We start from the raw sequence: 16,062 nt of genomic DNA, 5'->3' as shown, positions 1-16,062 counted from the left end.
GCCGAAGCTTATATGTCGGAACTGTTTGACACCTTTAAATAAATATATTAAATGAAAGGGATTTTTACGTGAAAAAGATTATCATTATTGGGGCTGTGATCATAGGCTTATTGATATTTGGAACAACGGGATATGCTTATTATATGTATCATTCACTGGGAAAAACGGTTAAGTCAATGAATGAACCGTTAAAGGATCAAGATCCTGGACAAAAAGAAAAACATATAGAACCGGCAAAACCAATTTCCTTCCTGCTGCTCGGTGTTGACCAACGCAAACATGATACGGGCAGGTCGGATGCCATGCTGGTCGTTACGGTTAACCCGCAGAAAAAGTCTGTGAAAATATTAAGCATACCCCGCGATACCAGAACAACGATTCCCGGCAGAGAGGGAATGGATAAAATTAATGCTGCTTATGCTTATGGCGGGGCCGATTTATCGGTTAAAACGGTTGAAAATTTATTCCATATTCCGATTGATTATTATGTCAAAATAAATATGGAAGGTCTCGAAGATCTCATTGATGCCGTGGGCGGTGTCACAGTAAACAGTGATTTTTCGTTTAGTTACGGCGGCTACAGCTTCCAAAAGGGTGAAAATCAATTGGATGGCAAGCGGGCGCTTGCCTATGTGAGAATGAGAAAGCAGGACCCGCGCGGAGATATCGGCAGGGAAGCAAGGCAGAGGGATGTCATACAAGCCGTAGCAGAAAAAGAATTAAGCCTCTCAGGTTTAAAAGATTTGCCGGATGTCCTAAATATTATAGGTGATAATGTTAAGACCAACCTCACTCTCAATGACATGAAAGCCATATATCAAAACGATAAAGATGCCCTTCAAAGTGTTGAATCACTGCACTTAGACGGCAGCGGGAAGATCATAGATGGATTATGGTATTATATTGTAAACGATAAAGTTATTCATCATGTTTCAAATGAATTAAGAAATCAGCTTGAATTAACAGGAACCGATGTTGGGAAAACTAGTATAGGATCTTAAAAAAGTGAATGAACAATAAACGCCCCATTTCCTGATATGACTATGGGGTTCTCCATATGTATGCTTATTGCTTATTATGTTGTACATGGAGCTTTTTCATAAAAAGAGATGTTGCGGTTTAAGGCATAGAACATGTAACTTAGCATAGAGATTGATAGAATGAAGTTAAGTTATATTAGGGGAGGAATTAAAATGAACGAGGCATTATTATTTAAGCAATTGAATTTCTGGCGGAATCGAACATTAGCAATCCTTGATGAGACAACAGAAGAAGAAGCCGACAAAATGAGGGAAGGGTTTTCGAATAATATTCGCTGGAATCTTGGGCATATTTTGGTTATCCATGACAGGCTGTTATTATCTTTGGCAGGCGAACCCTCATCCGTTCCCGATTCCTACGTGGCATATTTTAATAAGGGGACAAGTCCTGCTGATTGGGAGGATGCACCGCCGACATTGACAGAGTTGCGCGGCAAACTTGAAGCACAGCCCATGAAACTGGAGGAAGTGTTAACAGGCCGATTGGAGGAAAAGCTAGTTACGCCATTGAAAGGGATGGAGACTGTCAAAGAAATGATCGCCTTTGCACCGACGCACGAAGCCATGCATGTTGGCACGATCCTCGGTTTGAAGAAGTCGCTGTAAAAATGATTCCCGGCTTTAGGATACTTAGAATAGAATAGCACCGACAATCACTAACAAAATAAACAGCACCAAAATAATAATGAATGTCCCCATAATACCCGCTCCTTTAATCTTTTTATACATTGTATGCCGCCTTGTACTCTTTTGATTCAAGGCGGGGTTAAAAGGGGCAAAGAGCGGGGGATTTAGACTACTGAAGAGAATAATAAAATAATGAAAGGGCCAGGACTGGGTCTAAAGACCCGATCCTGGCCCTTTACTTTTATTTCTAAGCGGCAATATCTCTCTTTGTAAAGAACAGCCAGCCAAAGATCATGAAGATAACATAATAGACAACTAGAACAATAACTGAAAATCCAAGGGTCATGTCATCATTAAGCGGTGTGCCATTTAAATATTGGGAGAGGTCCATATTGGCAAAAAGGACGTATTTAACCCAGTCGTATTTTGCAAGAAACGCGGTAATAGTCGAGCCGGCCATCATTAGGAAAATGGTCAGGCCGATTGATAAAGCACCATTGCGGAAGATGGCCGCAATCGCCCCTGCAAGAGTGGCCATCATAATGAGCTGGACACAATTCAAACCATATTGCTTAAGAACATACATCACCCAGCTTGTTTCCGTGACTTTGCCGTCAGTGTATTGTAGAAATGGCTGGGAAATATCAGCGAAACCGAACAGGATCCCTCCTACAAGCCACGATACAATACCGAGTAAAATGAGCATGCCAATTGCAAACATTAATGAAGAGATGTATTTGGCGAAAATCACCGATGTTCTGCTCACAGGCCGGATTAATAACAGCTTAATTGTCCCCCAGTTAAATTCACTGGATATGCTCGTTCCGACGACGATAATTGTAAAGATGCTGATGACCATAATAAGACCGATCATATCTTTAACAAATCCCCAGATGTTTTCACCTTGTGCAGGAGGGAGGTTGTGAGCAATGCGATATTTGTTAATGGCAATTTCCTTTTTAAAATAGGTTTGGCTTTGGGCCGGCATTTCTTTTAATTGCTTTTCCATATCTTTATTATCTTGAACCAGCTCTTGTTTCCAATTGCCTTTATGCGCATCAGTATTGTCCGGCCCGCTGAACTTAATAATGAGGCCGCCGGCAATAATGAGACCAAGCAGCATCAGCACCATGATCCGATTTGCGCCTTTTCGATATATTTTCATATTTTCATTTTGTATGAGTTGAAAAAAACTAGACAATGTCTCTTCCTCCTGTCACTTCTAAGAATTTATCCTCCAATGTTTTGGCAGCTGAGATGATACCGTAAAGCTTAATCCCTTTCTCAACAAGGATTTCTACGACAATAGGAATTTGCTCGGTATCCAGCTGAATTTCCACAATATCATTGTCATGGTTAATGACTTCAAAATCTAATGTTTCACGGATGATCTGTGCCGCCTGATCCCCGTCATCAACTGAAAAACGGATAGGCCTTTGGCTGTCGCCTTGAACGAAATCATGAACATTTTGCACACCGACAAGCTTTCCATTTTGGATAATGCCTATGCGGTCGCACATTAACTCCATTTCTGATAATAAGTGGCTTGATACAATGACAGCGAGCCCTTCTTCCTCTGCCAGACGTCTAATATAGTGACGAATTTCCCTGATCCCCGCCGGGTCAAGCCCATTGGTCGGTTCATCCAAAATAAGTACAGAAGGGGAGTGCAAGAGCGCTTGGGCGAGACCTAATCGTTGTCTCATTCCGAGTGAATAGGTTTTCACCTTATCATTAATCCGATCCTTTAACCCGACCAGCTCAACAATGTCATTGATTCGTTCCCGGGAAATATCTTTTACCATTCTGCTATAGTGGATCAAGTTCTGATAGCCAGTCAGGAATTTGTACATTTCAGGATTTTCTACGATCGCACCGACATGTCTTATGGCATCTTTAAAATGGCTTTTAACACTCTTGCCGTGAATATATATATTGCCTTCGGTGATTCTCATAAGGCCGACAATCATTCTTATGGTTGTTGTTTTCCCTGCGCCGTTCGGACCAAGGAAGCCGAATACTTCACCGGGATAAATGTCAAAGCTTAACCCTTTGATAATCGGCTTGCCGCCGATCACTTTCTTTACGTCTTCTAATTTGACAGCGGGTTGCTCCGTGCCATCCGGCTTATTTAACATTTGATGTTGCTGCATCACTTTTTTCCCCCAATTTCTATTGATATAATTTGGTCATCCACTCGACAATACTGAGATTTTCTCTGAACCTGATATCCTCTACGTTCTGAATATCTAAAATTTGCCCATCCTTGATAACGGCCACTGTGTCCAATAATTGCTCAATTTCCTTGATCTCATGGGTGGTTATCAATACGGTCTGATGTTCAAGGTCAATGAATGAGATCAGGCCTTTCACAATGGAGTCACGTACCATCGGATCAAGTCCGGAAAGCGGTTCATCCATCAAAATAACCGGCGCCTCCCTAGCTAGTGTTAAAACAATTTTAAGACGGCCGCGGTTCCCTTTAGATAGGTGTTTCACTTTCTGCTTCGGATCAAGGTTCATGAATGTTAAGATTTCTTGAGCCTTCTTAGTGTTGAAATCCTTGTATTGGGAAGCATAGAATTTAACCGTTTCTTCAACTGTAAAGAAAGAGTAGTAGACATCTAATTCCGAAAGGTAGGAGATGTCCCTGCAGTTGAAACGATTGGATGCTCTTCCATTAACAAGAACTTTCCCCTTAGTAGGACGTATTAGCCCGGCAATAAGTTTCAAAGTTGTTGATTTTCCGCTGCCGTTAGCGCCGATCAGGCCAATGATATGGCCGGGTTCCAGGCCGAAATTAATTTCTTTAATTGCCATCTTATTTAAATAACGTTTTGAGACATTTTCAAGGGATATCATGATAAACCATCCTCCTCTCTGTTAACATCTAAATAATGTCTTAAGCCATTAATCATTTCGTTTTCTGTATAGCCCATCATTTTCATATCGCCCACAAAATGAGAAATATGCATCTCCTTCAATTGTTCTCTTAACTTTACCAATATGTCTTCGTTTTCAGTGACAAAGGTACCCTGCCCGCGTCTTGACTCCACAATTTCCATCCTCTCCAGCTCCCGATATGTTCTTTGCACAGTATTCGGATTGACACCCGCCTGAACCGCCATTTCCCTAACAGAAGGCAGCTTATCACCAGGCAACAGCTCACCGCGGATGATTTGATGATTAATCCGGTCACCGAGCTGAATATAGATAGGGGTCGATGTATTAAATGCCCCGCCCATCATGACACCTCAACTTTGTTATCTAATAGCCATGATGACAGTCCGAATAAAAGAGACGCGATGATGATGTGATAGACAATCACACCAATATAGACCGTACCGTTGTATTGACCAAGGTAAGGTGTGAATGATGTGAAGATATCCGTATTAATTGCTCCCCATTGCGTACATATTTTGTACAACCAGGAATCCTTGATAACGGAAAAAAGCCAAGAGATGACTGGGATAAGTAAAATCAAGAACCAGCGCAAACCGCCGAGTCTCGTGATCAAAAAGCGATCCAATACCCAAAGGAAAGTGGACCAAACGGCGATATAGAGCTCCAACAAGAGAATATAAATGACAATTAAAATCCCCGTGCTGATAACAATAGACATAGATAAATTGTCGTTTAATTGAAGAATATTTATATCAAAAAAAGCAGCGTACAATGTGAACAAACAGGCAATCGCTAAAGAAATCAGTGAGTAGCCAAAACCGCTGAGGATTTTTGCACCTAAAAGGGCGCTGCCTGAAAGCGGGCTCTGGAGCCACAAATGCATCTTTTTGTTTTCACTTGACAAAGATGCGAGCATATAGCCTGGAAGATAGAAGATATGAACCATCACTAGCATAAATCCAGCTGCGATCAAAACGGCGGAATCAGGAACTGATGATTGGGAGTCAAAATAAAAGGAAAGGATCACCGCAGCTGTAAGAACAAGCAATACAATAAGAAATGGTATCCTGCCCCCACGGCATTCCTTTTTCAACATTGGCATCCAAGCTGACATAATAAACCTCCAATAATTTGTGTGATCTAGTGTACTAGTAGCATAATACACTGTTGCAAACCGAGATGTCAATAAAGTTTTGAAAAAGTTTTTGTAAAAAAATGTAAGCACGCAAAAACCCGCTGATCGTTACATCAGCGGGTTAAATAAGATTGTTTTGTTAAAGTTTTTCTTTATACTTTAAGAAAGTTTAAATTCGCTAAAGCGAAAAAGCGGTATAAAGTATAAGTGCAACCACGCCTCTGTCTTCACCAAAGGCTCGTCAATCGGCGAGTTTTCTTTAGGCGTGGCTTTCGACTTGAGAAACAAGACGGAGCTTAACAAGCAAGAGCCCGATCAATCCGCAAACGATCGAAGGAATAAGCCATCCTATACCGATATTATTTAGCGGGAGATGGCTCAGCCACGATTCCAGAACAGGGATGTGGATCCCAGCTTGTTTTAAACCATCAAATATACTGATGATGCCGGCGCCAATAAGAGCGCCTGCATAGACCGCTCTTGGCACAGCAGCAAGTTTATTAATAAAGGTAAGTGCAATAAGGACGATTGTCAATGGATAAATGGCCGTTAACACAGGTGTCGAAAAGGCGATAAGCTGTGTAAGGCCAATATTTGCGACAAAAGCACTGAAAACAGTAAAGATCACAACAAACCATTTGTAAGGAATTTTTGGCAAAACTTGATTGAAATATTCTGCGCAAGATGTGACCAGGCCGATTGCGGTCGTCAGGCATGCAAATGTAATGGCCACGCCAAGCAGCAGCTGGCCAGTTGTACCATATAATATACTGGCAACAACTGTCAAAAGTTGCCCGCCGTTCGATGTTGGACCGACTGCTTCCCGGCTAGTCGCACCAAGAAAGGCAAGTGTAATATATACAAGAGCAAGTCCAATAGCAGCAACAACCCCTGCACCTATCGTGGCTCTAGTAATGACTTTTTTGTTTGTCACGCCAAGTTGTTTAATGGTATTAATCACAATGATGCCAAAGATGAGTGAAGCGATCGCATCCATTGTTAGATAGCCGTTCAGAAAACCTGTAAAAAATGGATTACCTTTATAATCATTAACAGGTGCACCCGGGGTTCCAATCGGATCAATGATCCCTTTTATAACAATGATAGCAATAACAATCAGCAGGATAGGTGTTAAAATCTTGCCGATCCTATCTACCAGCTTCGTTGGATTTAATGATAGCCATAAGGTGATACCAAAGAAAATGATTGAGAAAATAAATAGGGGCCAGCCGTTTGGATTCACTGAATCTGAGAGAAAAGGTGTTATGCCAATTTCATGGGCGACCGCTCCAGTACGCGGAATGGCGAAAAATGGTCCAATCACCAAATAACAAACGGCTGTGAAAATCATGCCAAAAATCGGATGAACACGATTGGAAAGATCCCTCAGATTACTTCCAGAAATGGCGATAGCAATGACGCCTAATAGGGGCAGGCCTACACCAGTTATAAGAAAGCCGAATATGGCTGTCCAAACCTCAGTTCCAGATTCCTTTCCCAGCTCGGGCGGGAAGATCATATTGCCCGCACCAAAGAACAGTGCGAATACCATTAACCCAATAAAAAATATATCTTTAAAAGATAGTTGTTTCACATTGATGCACCTCCATGGAGTTCTTAGTTGCTAGAATGGGTCGTTTGTACCCGAATCTTCAGATAATATGCGGTGGTTAATAGGCTCGCATCATAAATTAATCCCTTTAGCAAAACCAAGCATAAAACATTTTTAAATGTTTTGCAAATCCCGTATTATGTCGAATTTTCTGGCTGCCAAAATAATAGCATTTGATGGATATAGTGGAAAAACCTAAAAAATTTATGAAGCCAAAGACCCCCTCTAAAGTAATTAGTATATTTTAACATTTAGTTAGATAGTCTCGCAGGAATTTTCAGTGAAAAATTGAATTTAACATGGTAACATACCTTTGGACTAGGTGTGCACTAAAAATTGAAGGAGGGTTAACATGAGTGAAGTCAGGCTTATACCATTTGAAGTTGACGAAGTTGTCGAACAGTCACAGGAAGTTGTACCAACAGGCGTGGAATTGATTGAGGCGCCGGACATATGGAAAGCTGCCGAGAAGGGCAAGGGTGTCGTTGTGGCGGTCATTGATACGGGCTGTGAGAGCGATCATCCTGATCTAAAAGGAAGAGTCATTGATGGCAAGAACTTTACAACTGACTATGGTCAAGATGAAAGCAACTATGAAGATAATAACGGTCACGGCACTCATGTTTGTGGAACCATCGCGGCGAATGCTGACAAAAAAGGTGTCGTGGGTGTTGCTCCTGAGGCTAGTATCCTTGCACTGAAAGCTTTAACAGAGGAAGGGAGCGGCCAATTTAAATGGATTATCGATGCGATTAATTATGCTGTTGATTGGAAAGGGCCGCAAAATCAAAAGGTCGGTGTCATATCAATGTCCTTAGGCGGGCCTCAAGATGTCCCCGAATTGCATGATGCCATCAAACGAGCTGTTGAAAACAATATATCGGTTGTGTGTGCTGCAGGGAATGAAGGGGATGGCCGGAATGAAACACCTGAAACCTCTTATCCAGGGGATTATAATGAAGTGGTTCAGGTCGGTGCGGTAGATATGACCCGCAATCTGGCTCCATTTTCAAACAGCAACGATGAAATTGATCTTGTCGCTCCCGGAGTGAACGTGTTATCAACATTCATTGGCGGAAGGTATGCCAAGCTCTCCGGTACCTCTATGGCAACGCCGCATGTCTCAGGTGCCATTGCTCTTTTGATCAATGAAAGCAATAAAAGATTTGAACGGACATTGACTGAGCCCGAAATATATGCCCAGCTTGTCAAACATACAGTAACATGCGGTTATCCAGCCAGCGGGGAAGGTAACGGCATTGTCGCGCTTGGCATCGTCCAAAAAATCGATGATATCATCAAACGGCTGACGCCAGGCGGCGGACAATCTTTTCCGAATAAGGTTAGAGTGTAGACAACATTAGATAATTGACTCTTTTAAAGAAAACTTGGCGATAAGCCAAGTTTTCTTTATAGTTGATTAAAGTATAAGTGCAACTAAGGCTTTTCGCCATTTAGTGCCTGGCGATAAGCCAAGTTTTCTTTATACTTTATGGAGATTTATGATCGCTAAAGCGGGTAAGCGGAATAAAGTACCCGCAATCTTTTAAAGTATTAGAAACTAATTTTTTACGATAAGTTTCTGTTAAAAAAGTGGCCGCTCGACAAAATAACCCGGTTCAGAAAGTCATGAGTCTGTGTGACAATATTAATATAGACATTAACAGACCAGGTCAATAAAAGGAGATTAAACATGGAAACGATCGTGTCTATAAAGGTTGCCCCGTCTCAATTGTTGCTTGTGGATTTAATTGATTTTTATTTTATTTGTGAGCGGTCACTCCAAAATATCTATCTCTATCATAAAGGTAAGGCATGCAAGATGAGCCGGATGACAGAGCTATTGACTTTTATATTGACAACAAAGGAAAAGGAACTTCTTGTCATTATAGAAGGGATCGATGCAAAACAAACCAAAAAGTATCTGTATTCCCGTCTCTCCGAAGCAGCACCGATTGTCCCCTTTAAGGAAAGACAATCTATAAAAAAAGGAATCCTCTCAATTTAACGAGAGGATTTCTTTTTTTTGATCCCTATTTTCCTTCCCGCCTGATCGGGATAAGGGCTCTTTCCACTTTCTTTTGCAAATTCCTGAACGCGGCTGCTAACCGGCGATGGAAATGGAGCGGGACGCCCCGCTTCCATGTCCATTCCCATCAGCATCTGTTCACTCGTGGCCAATTTTTCACCATCACTATTTTCCATAATGAAAAACACATGGAGCCGTTTGTCGTCATGGTTCAATAGTTGGGCAGAAACATGTAATGTCTGATCTTTATGTGCTTCAGCCAAATAGCATAAATGCGTTTCTAAAGTGTATATAGAATAGTGATTTTTGCTGCGAAACGAAGCGTCAATTCCGAGCACATTCATCAATTGATCAACAGCGATGCTGAACACGCGTGCGTATTCAGCATCGTTCATATGGCCGTTATAATCTACCCATTCCGTCCTTACTGTTTCTTCTAAGAGCGGCCTGTTCATTAAAGTTCACCATTGAGATTAGCCAAAGGCCAGTACTTCTTCTGTAATTCAATTAATTCAATTAAGAAATCATCCCGGCGCTTGTCGAGTTCTGCAATAGAGTGGCCTTTCCCCTGATGTTCACAACCATTAACGACGCGATCCGTTAGCTCATCAGTCAGTTCAGGTGCCTCAAGTTTGGTCCAAGGATATTTTAATGCCGGGCCAAATTGTTCCAGCATGTGGCGCATGCCTTGTTCTCCTCCTGCGAGATGGAGCGTTAAGAACGGCCCCATAAGTGCCCAGCGCATACCGGCACCATATACTATGGACGCATCGACTTCCTCAGTGGTTGCCACACCGTCATTGACAAGATGCAAAGCTTCACGCCAAATGGCTTCCATTAGACGGTCAGCAATGTGACCGTCTATTTCGTGGGAGATCACTAAGGCTTTCATACCCGCGGATTCGTAGCACTGTTTGGCCCGTTTTACCACATCTGCAGAAGTAGCTTTGCCGCCTACAATTTCTACGAGCGGCAGCAAGTAGACTGGGTTAAAGGGATGGGCGACGATCACGCGTTCCGGATGTTCGCAAGTCTCTTGCAACAGACTTGGTTTGTAGCCTGATGTGCTTGAAGCTATAATAGCGTCAGGCTTTGCTGCATGGGAAATATCTGATAGTAAGCGGCGTTTTAATTCTTCCCGCTCCGGTGCGCATTCTTGAATCAGGTCAGCCGAAGCGACAGCCTTTTTGAGATCCGGTTCAAATGTGAGCCGGTCTATTGAAGCCCCATCAGCCAGGCCCAGTCTTTCTAAGGCAGGCCAAGCATTGTCGACAGCTTTCCGCATGCGGGCTTCGGCACCTTCAGCGGGATCGGTTGCAATAACCTCGAACCCTTGTGCAAGAAAGCGGGCAATCCAGCCATTTCCTATTACGCCTGTACCGACGATCGTCACTTGTTTTATTGTTTGATCTTGCTGCATGTTCATCAACCTTTCTTATGAGGGGTTTCTTAATCCTAAATGTTTGCGTGCTTCCGCTGGTGTCATTTGGCGGCTTCCTAATCCTTCAATAAGGGAAACGGCTTTATCCACGAGTTGTCCATTTGTTGCCATCTCACCTTTTTTCAAGTAAAGATTATCTTCCAAACCAACGCGCACATGACCGCCAAGCAAGACGGACTGTACGGCTATAGGCATTTGCAGGCGGCCGGGGCCAAATGCTGCCCATTCCGCATTATTTGGCAACTTATCCCGCATATAGATCATGGTTTCCGCATCTGCATCAGCTCCCCAAGGCAGTCCTAAGCAAAACTGGAAGAGCGGGTCACCGTCGATTAATCCTTCATCTATCAGTTGTTTGGCAAAGCGTACTTGACCGGTATCAAAACATTCCAGTTCCGGTTTAACCCCGCTTTGTTGAATGAGTCGCGCCTGTTTGCGCAGCCAATCCGTTGGGCTAATATAAATTTGGTCGCCAAAGTTAAGGCTGCCGCAATCCAATGTACAAATTTCCGGCAATAATTCTTTTACAGGCTCATGGCGTTCTTCTGGAGTTTGGATATCAGTGCCGGGTCCGCCGACAGATGGGTCTTCATCGCTTGGCACCCAGTCTCCCCCTCCGCCAGCGGTTATGTTAATAATGACATCTGTTTCGGATTCACGCACCCGTTCCACAACTTCCCGGAACAAAGCCGGGTCATGACTAATGCCCCCGGTATGAGGATCGCGAACATGGATATGGGCGATAGCAGCCCCCGCTTTTGCCGCTTCAATAGAAGCTTCTGCAATTTCTTTAGGTGTCACCGGAACATGGGGACTTTTATTGGTTGTATCTCCGGCACCGGTGACAGCGCAAGTGACAATGACGTTTTTTTGCATAGTAATGCCTCCTGTAAGTAAAAAATATTTATTGTTCGGGTTTATTTTGGCGCTTTTGGCACATGATCAAAGATTTCCCCGCTTTCAAAAAACTCAACGAGACGGTCAAGCCACTGATAATATTCAAGCCATTCTTTTGTTTCTTTAAACAGGTCATTGACCATTTCCTCGGTTTCGGGATCAAGTGAATCGTTATCCTGAATGTCCTTTAACTCCCGATAAAGCCTTTTCTCGAACATTTTATTTTTGTTAATAACTTTGCTCCAATTGGAAGTGAATAATGAAATGAACGTTTGATAGTAGTCACGCTCAACGTTATATAGATCTTTCCTGACACCTTTTTCAAATACTTTTTCTGCAATATTAAAGTCAAGCATTTCACGGACAACCTGGCTCATCCGGGTTTTGCTCATTCCCGTTTCTTCCGATAGTTCGTCAAGTGTCATTGGCTTTCTGTTCATGTAAATGATTCCGAGCACTCGGCCGACTGTTGTTGAAACGCCGTATGTGTGCATGTTATCGGTGATTTTATCAATAAACTGGTTTTTAGCTTGGTTAATTTTTTCTAACGATTTTTCATCCATAGGCATCATCCTTTCATACAGTAATCTTCCCAGTTAATGTACCATATTCCATTTAAAATAAAAAAAAGCGGATGGGAATGTAAACCTTAGCAATTTGGAGGAATTAATAGTATTTCATAAAATAAACTTCATACAATAAATAGTTTACAAAGTTACCGTCAAATATGTACAGTTTATGCATTTTATATTTTATAAAGTTTACTCTATAATGAAACCAATACCTTGATTTGGACCTTGCAGAAAAGATTTTTTACTCGCTGCGATAAGGAAACGGTAATGAGGTTATGATAAAAAAAAGGGTATGTAAATTTATTGGAGGTGTCTGGCATTTGCTAAAATTTGATCATGTATCAAAGGTGTATAAGGGAGGGAAAAAGGCGGTTGATGATATGAACCTTGAAGTGGAAAAAGGGGAATTCGTTTGTTTTATAGGGCCGAGCGGCTGCGGCAAAACAACGACAATGAAAATGATCAACCGTTTGATTGAACCGACAGACGGAAGCATTTATATTAACGGTGAAAATATATTCGATAAAAATGCCGTTGAACTTAGAAGGGAAATCGGCTATGTGATCCAGCAGATTGGCTTGTTTCCGCATATGACAATCCGGCAAAACATCGCACTCGTTCCTAAATTGCTAAAATGGCCAGAGGATAAACGTTTTGAGCGTGCTGAAGAATTGCTGAAATTAGTTGATATGGCACCTGAGTATCTTGATCGTTATCCACATGAATTAAGCGGCGGCCAGCAGCAGCGGATCGGTGTGTTGCGTGCATTAGCAGCTGATCCACCGCTTATTTTAATGGACGAGCCTTTCGGCGCCTTGGATCCTATTACACGGGATTCTTTGCAGGAAGAATTTAAGAAGCTTCAGCGTTCACTTGGCAAAACGATTGTATTTGTCACACATGATATGGATGAAGCTATTGAGCTCGCCGACCGAATTGTCATTATGCGCGATGGAAAACTTGTGCAGGTTGGAAGCCCGGAAGAGATTTTAAGAGAACCGGCCAATGAGTTTGTTGAAGAATTTATCGGGAAGGACCGCTTGGTTCAAGCGAGACCAAATATCCAAACGGTCGAGCAGATTATGAATCCTAATCCAGCGACAATAACGGAGAATAAAACATTGTCCGAAGCCATCCAACTAATGAAGGAGAAACGGGTGGACTCATTGCTTGTTGTTGATAATGAACGAAAATTGTCAGGATTTATTGATATTGAAATTATTGATCGATTTCGCAAAAAGGCTGTTCAAGTCGGTGAAGTATTGGAGAAGGATATGTATACCGTTGAAGAAGGCACACTGCTTCGGGATACGATTCACAGAATTTTAAGAAGAGGAACAAAGTACGTTCCAGTTGTTGATAAGCAGCAAATGCTCCTTGGTATTGTTACAAGGGCAAATCTCGCAGATATTGTCTATGACACCATTTGGGGCGAAGAGGAAAACTTGGCCGCGAGCGAACAATAGAAGGGAGGAGATGGATGATATGATACAATTTTTAGCCAATAACGGCAATGAATTACTAATTAAAATATGGGAGCATCTATATATATCTTTGATCTCTGTCCTTCTAGGCGTCATCATTGCTGTTCCTCTTGGCATTGCATTGACACGTATACCAAAAGCAGCTGGGTTCATCATGGGTGTCGTAAGCATAATTCAAACCTTTCCAAGTTTAGCGATACTGGCCTTTTTTATCCCAATTCTTGGTGTCGGAAAAGTACCCGCTATTGTCGCGTTGTTTGTCTATTCTTTATTGCCGATCCTGCGAAACACCTATACAGGTGTTAAAGGGGTAAATAAGAATTTGCTTGAAGCTGGCCGAGGCATGGGGATGACCAGCTGGGAACGGATTATCCATGTTGAAGTGCCGCTTGCTATACCGGTCATTATGGCGGGCATCCGTCTGTCCACTGTTTATTTAATCGGTTGGGCGACCCTTGCGTCGTTTATCGGTGCAGGCGGTTTGGGAGATTATATATTTAACGGGCTTAATTTATATCGTCCGGATTATATTATTGCCGGTGCCGTCCCATCGACATTACTCGCATTAATCGTTGATTTCCTTCTTGGCCGTTTGGAAAAACGCGTGACCCCAAAAGGGATTAAAACAACACCGGAAGTTATATAGAAAGGGGTTGAGGAAGAAGGTGCTGAAAAGAAAACTGCAATGGACATTAACGATTATCCTGTGTTTAACATTATTAAGCGGCTGTTCACTCCCGGGACTTAGCGGACCGTCCGGGAAAACAGTAACTATTGGCACACTGTCAACAAGTGAATCAGAAATTATAGGGAATATTGATCGCCTTATGATTGCACACTATACAGATTTGCATGTTGATATGGTAAGAAACTTAGGCTCCTCTACCGTTATGCATAAAGCAATGATCAGCGGCGATGTCGATATTGCTGCTACACGATATACCGGCACGGATTTGACAGGTGTGCTTGGTATGAACGCCATTAAGGATCCTAAGAAAGCATTGAAGACAGTGCAGCGTGAATTTCAAAAACGATTTGATCAAACTTGGTTTCCTTCTTATGGTTTTGCCAATTCCTACGCTTTTACAGTTACGAAAAAGTTGGCACAAAAGGAAAATCTAAAAACAGTTTCTGATCTAAAACCTATTGCTTCACAACTTCGCTTGGGAGTTGACAGCAGCTGGCTGAAAAGAAAAGGTGACGGCTATCAAGGGTTTGTAGACACATACGGCATTAAATTTGGCAAAACATATCCAATGCAAATTGGTTTAGTTTATAAGGCAGTAGCAAGCCATAAAATGGATGTTGTTTTAGCTTATACGACAGACGGCAGGCTTAAAGCTTTTGACTTGGTGACTTTAAAAGATGACAAGCATTTCTTCCCGCCATATGATGCCTCACCTGTTGCCCGTAATGATGTGCTTAGGAAACATCCTGAACTTTCGGGGATTCTTAAAAAGCTGAAAGGGAAGATTTCCACCGATAAAATGAAGGAAATGAATTATCAAGCAGATGTGAAAATGAAAGAGCCAGCAATAGTAGCAAAGGATTTCTTGGAGAAACATCATTATTTTGAAAACGAGTAGGGAGGTGACAGTGAATGGATACGCTCCATGATTTGTTTGTATATTATTCTCAGAATTCAGCTTATATTTGGGAGCAAATTCTCAGGCATTTTCTAATGTCGGCTTATGGGGTTTTATTTGCAGCGATTATCGGTATTCCGATTGGGATCATTATTGCCAGGCGTTACCGGTTAAGTGTCTGGGTTATTTCTATTACTAATGTCATCCAGACGATCCCGGCTTTGGCCATGCTGGCTGTACTTATGCTCGTCATGGGTCTCGGTGCCAACACCGCTGTTGTTGCGCTGTTCCTCTATTCATTACTGCCAATAATAAAAAACACATATACGGGCATAAGGCAAGTCGATCATGCTTTGCTTGAATCTGGCCATGCTATGGGAATGACAAGATTTCAAGTCCTTGTGATGGTAGAACTGCCGCTTGCATTATCCGTTATTATGGCGGGTTTAAGAACCGCTTTAGTCATTGCAATTGGCATTGCGACGATCGGTACGTTTATCGGTTCAGGCGGACTTGGGGATATCATTGTCCGCGGTACAAACGCGACTAACGGAGGTGCCATTATATTAGCAGGTGCTATCCCAACAGCCCTTATGGCTGTTGCAGCCGATCTTGTGATGGGATGGTTTGAGCGATTGCTTATGCCGGCTAAGGGCAAGGCCAAGGCGAAAAAGCAAAGTGAAACCGCAACTGAAACGGTGTGATGAATATAAGTCCATTCGGCTTTCGGGCCGT

The 16,062-nt window shown here is 42.4% G+C and carries 19 protein-coding genes; 8 read left to right on the top strand and 11 right to left on the bottom strand.

What is annotated here, in order from left to right:
* The first annotated feature begins 68 nt into the window (after positions 1–68).
* Positions 69–1,001, top strand: a complete 933-nt coding sequence (locus EV207_RS05735) for an LCP family glycopolymer transferase (RefSeq protein ID WP_243646961.1) — start codon at positions 69–71, stop codon at positions 999–1,001.
* A gap of 192 nt (positions 1,002–1,193) precedes the next feature.
* Complete coding sequence (locus tag EV207_RS05730; protein ID WP_165886842.1) at positions 1,194–1,646, top strand: DinB family protein; 453 nt, start codon at positions 1,194–1,196, stop codon at positions 1,644–1,646.
* A 24-nt stretch (positions 1,647–1,670) separates the two neighbouring features.
* Here the strand turns inward: EV207_RS05730 and EV207_RS05725 are convergent, their stop codons facing one another.
* From EV207_RS05725 to brnQ, 7 genes are all read right to left on the bottom strand, one after another.
* Positions 1,671–1,769 (bottom strand): YjcZ family sporulation protein, encoded by a 99-nt coding sequence (locus EV207_RS05725; protein WP_132744551.1) that lies wholly within the window; start codon positions 1,767–1,769, stop codon positions 1,671–1,673.
* Positions 1,770–1,914: 145 nt separating this feature from the next.
* Positions 1,915–2,868, bottom strand: a complete 954-nt coding sequence (locus tag EV207_RS05720) for an ABC transporter permease (protein ID WP_132744549.1) — start codon at positions 2,866–2,868, stop codon at positions 1,915–1,917.
* The gene (locus EV207_RS05715; RefSeq protein WP_243646960.1) at positions 2,861–3,820 is read right to left on the bottom strand and encodes an ABC transporter ATP-binding protein; all 960 of its coding nucleotides are present in this window, start codon (positions 3,818–3,820) and stop codon (positions 2,861–2,863) included. Before EV207_RS05715 ends, EV207_RS05720 begins: the two co-directional genes overlap by 8 nt.
* Positions 3,821–3,839: 19 nt before the next feature.
* Positions 3,840–4,529, bottom strand: coding sequence for an ABC transporter ATP-binding protein (locus EV207_RS05710; protein WP_132744547.1), 690 nt, complete (start codon positions 4,527–4,529; stop codon positions 3,840–3,842).
* Positions 4,526–4,912 (bottom strand): GntR family transcriptional regulator, encoded by a 387-nt coding sequence (locus EV207_RS05705; RefSeq protein WP_132744674.1) that lies wholly within the window; start codon positions 4,910–4,912, stop codon positions 4,526–4,528. The genes EV207_RS05710 and EV207_RS05705 overlap by 4 nt, the downstream gene beginning before the upstream one ends.
* Positions 4,912–5,685: a hypothetical protein gene (locus EV207_RS05700; protein WP_132744545.1), complete on the bottom strand. Its 774-nt coding sequence runs from the start codon at positions 5,683–5,685 to the stop codon at positions 4,912–4,914. Before EV207_RS05700 ends, EV207_RS05705 begins: the two co-directional genes overlap by 1 nt.
* Before the next feature lie 280 nt (positions 5,686–5,965).
* A complete protein-coding gene (gene brnQ / locus EV207_RS05695) occupies positions 5,966–7,300 on the bottom strand; it encodes a branched-chain amino acid transport system II carrier protein (RefSeq protein ID WP_132744544.1) in 1,335 nt (444 codons plus the stop codon).
* A gap of 370 nt (positions 7,301–7,670) precedes the next feature.
* Between brnQ and EV207_RS05690 the strand changes: the two genes are divergently transcribed.
* Both EV207_RS05690 and EV207_RS05685 read left to right on the top strand, forming a co-directional pair.
* Positions 7,671–8,672 carry a S8 family peptidase gene (locus tag EV207_RS05690; RefSeq protein WP_132744542.1) on the top strand — a complete coding sequence of 334 codons (1,002 nt, stop codon included), beginning with the start codon at positions 7,671–7,673 and terminating at the stop codon, positions 8,670–8,672.
* A 339-nt stretch (positions 8,673–9,011) separates the two neighbouring features.
* Positions 9,012–9,326 carry a hypothetical protein gene (locus EV207_RS05685; protein WP_132744540.1) on the top strand — a complete coding sequence of 105 codons (315 nt, stop codon included), beginning with the start codon at positions 9,012–9,014 and terminating at the stop codon, positions 9,324–9,326.
* On the opposite strand, the gene EV207_RS05680 is transcribed toward EV207_RS05685, so the two are convergent.
* Genes EV207_RS05680 through EV207_RS05665 form a run of 4 tightly spaced genes read right to left on the bottom strand, consistent with a single transcriptional unit; the run spans position 9,323 to position 12,248 of the window.
* The gene (locus tag EV207_RS05680; protein ID WP_132744538.1) at positions 9,323–9,802 is read right to left on the bottom strand and encodes a thioesterase family protein; all 480 of its coding nucleotides are present in this window, start codon (positions 9,800–9,802) and stop codon (positions 9,323–9,325) included. The genes EV207_RS05685 and EV207_RS05680 overlap by 4 nt on opposite strands.
* Positions 9,802–10,767, bottom strand: coding sequence for an L-carnitine dehydrogenase (locus EV207_RS05675; protein ID WP_132744536.1), 966 nt, complete (start codon positions 10,765–10,767; stop codon positions 9,802–9,804). The genes EV207_RS05680 and EV207_RS05675 overlap by 1 nt, the downstream gene beginning before the upstream one ends.
* 15 nt (positions 10,768–10,782) lie before the next feature.
* On the bottom strand, positions 10,783–11,664 hold the full coding sequence (locus EV207_RS05670) for a beta-keto acid cleavage family enzyme (RefSeq protein ID WP_132744534.1): 882 nt from the start codon (positions 11,662–11,664) through the stop codon (positions 10,783–10,785).
* A 41-nt stretch (positions 11,665–11,705) separates the two neighbouring features.
* Positions 11,706–12,248, bottom strand: coding sequence for a GbsR/MarR family transcriptional regulator (locus tag EV207_RS05665; RefSeq protein ID WP_132744533.1), 543 nt, complete (start codon positions 12,246–12,248; stop codon positions 11,706–11,708).
* A gap of 329 nt (positions 12,249–12,577) precedes the next feature.
* Between EV207_RS05665 and EV207_RS05660 the strand changes: the two genes are divergently transcribed.
* Genes EV207_RS05660 through EV207_RS05645 form a run of 4 tightly spaced genes read left to right on the top strand, consistent with a single transcriptional unit; the run spans position 12,578 to position 16,031 of the window.
* Positions 12,578–13,723, top strand: coding sequence for a betaine/proline/choline family ABC transporter ATP-binding protein (locus EV207_RS05660; RefSeq protein ID WP_132744531.1), 1,146 nt, complete (start codon positions 12,578–12,580; stop codon positions 13,721–13,723).
* A gap of 10 nt (positions 13,724–13,733) precedes the next feature.
* Positions 13,734–14,387 carry an ABC transporter permease gene (locus tag EV207_RS05655; protein ID WP_132744529.1) on the top strand — a complete coding sequence of 218 codons (654 nt, stop codon included), beginning with the start codon at positions 13,734–13,736 and terminating at the stop codon, positions 14,385–14,387.
* Between the two features lie 19 nt (positions 14,388–14,406).
* A complete protein-coding gene (locus tag EV207_RS05650) occupies positions 14,407–15,327 on the top strand; it encodes an osmoprotectant ABC transporter substrate-binding protein (protein WP_132744527.1) in 921 nt (306 codons plus the stop codon).
* A gap of 14 nt (positions 15,328–15,341) precedes the next feature.
* Positions 15,342–16,031, top strand: coding sequence for an ABC transporter permease (locus tag EV207_RS05645; RefSeq protein WP_132744525.1), 690 nt, complete (start codon positions 15,342–15,344; stop codon positions 16,029–16,031).
* Positions 16,032–16,062: the final 31 nt, after the last annotated feature.

Source organism: Scopulibacillus darangshiensis (assembly GCF_004341035.1).
GTDB lineage: Bacteria > Bacillota > Bacilli > Bacillales > Sporolactobacillaceae > Scopulibacillus > Scopulibacillus darangshiensis.
This window is presented reverse-complemented; position numbering and strand designations above follow the sequence as displayed.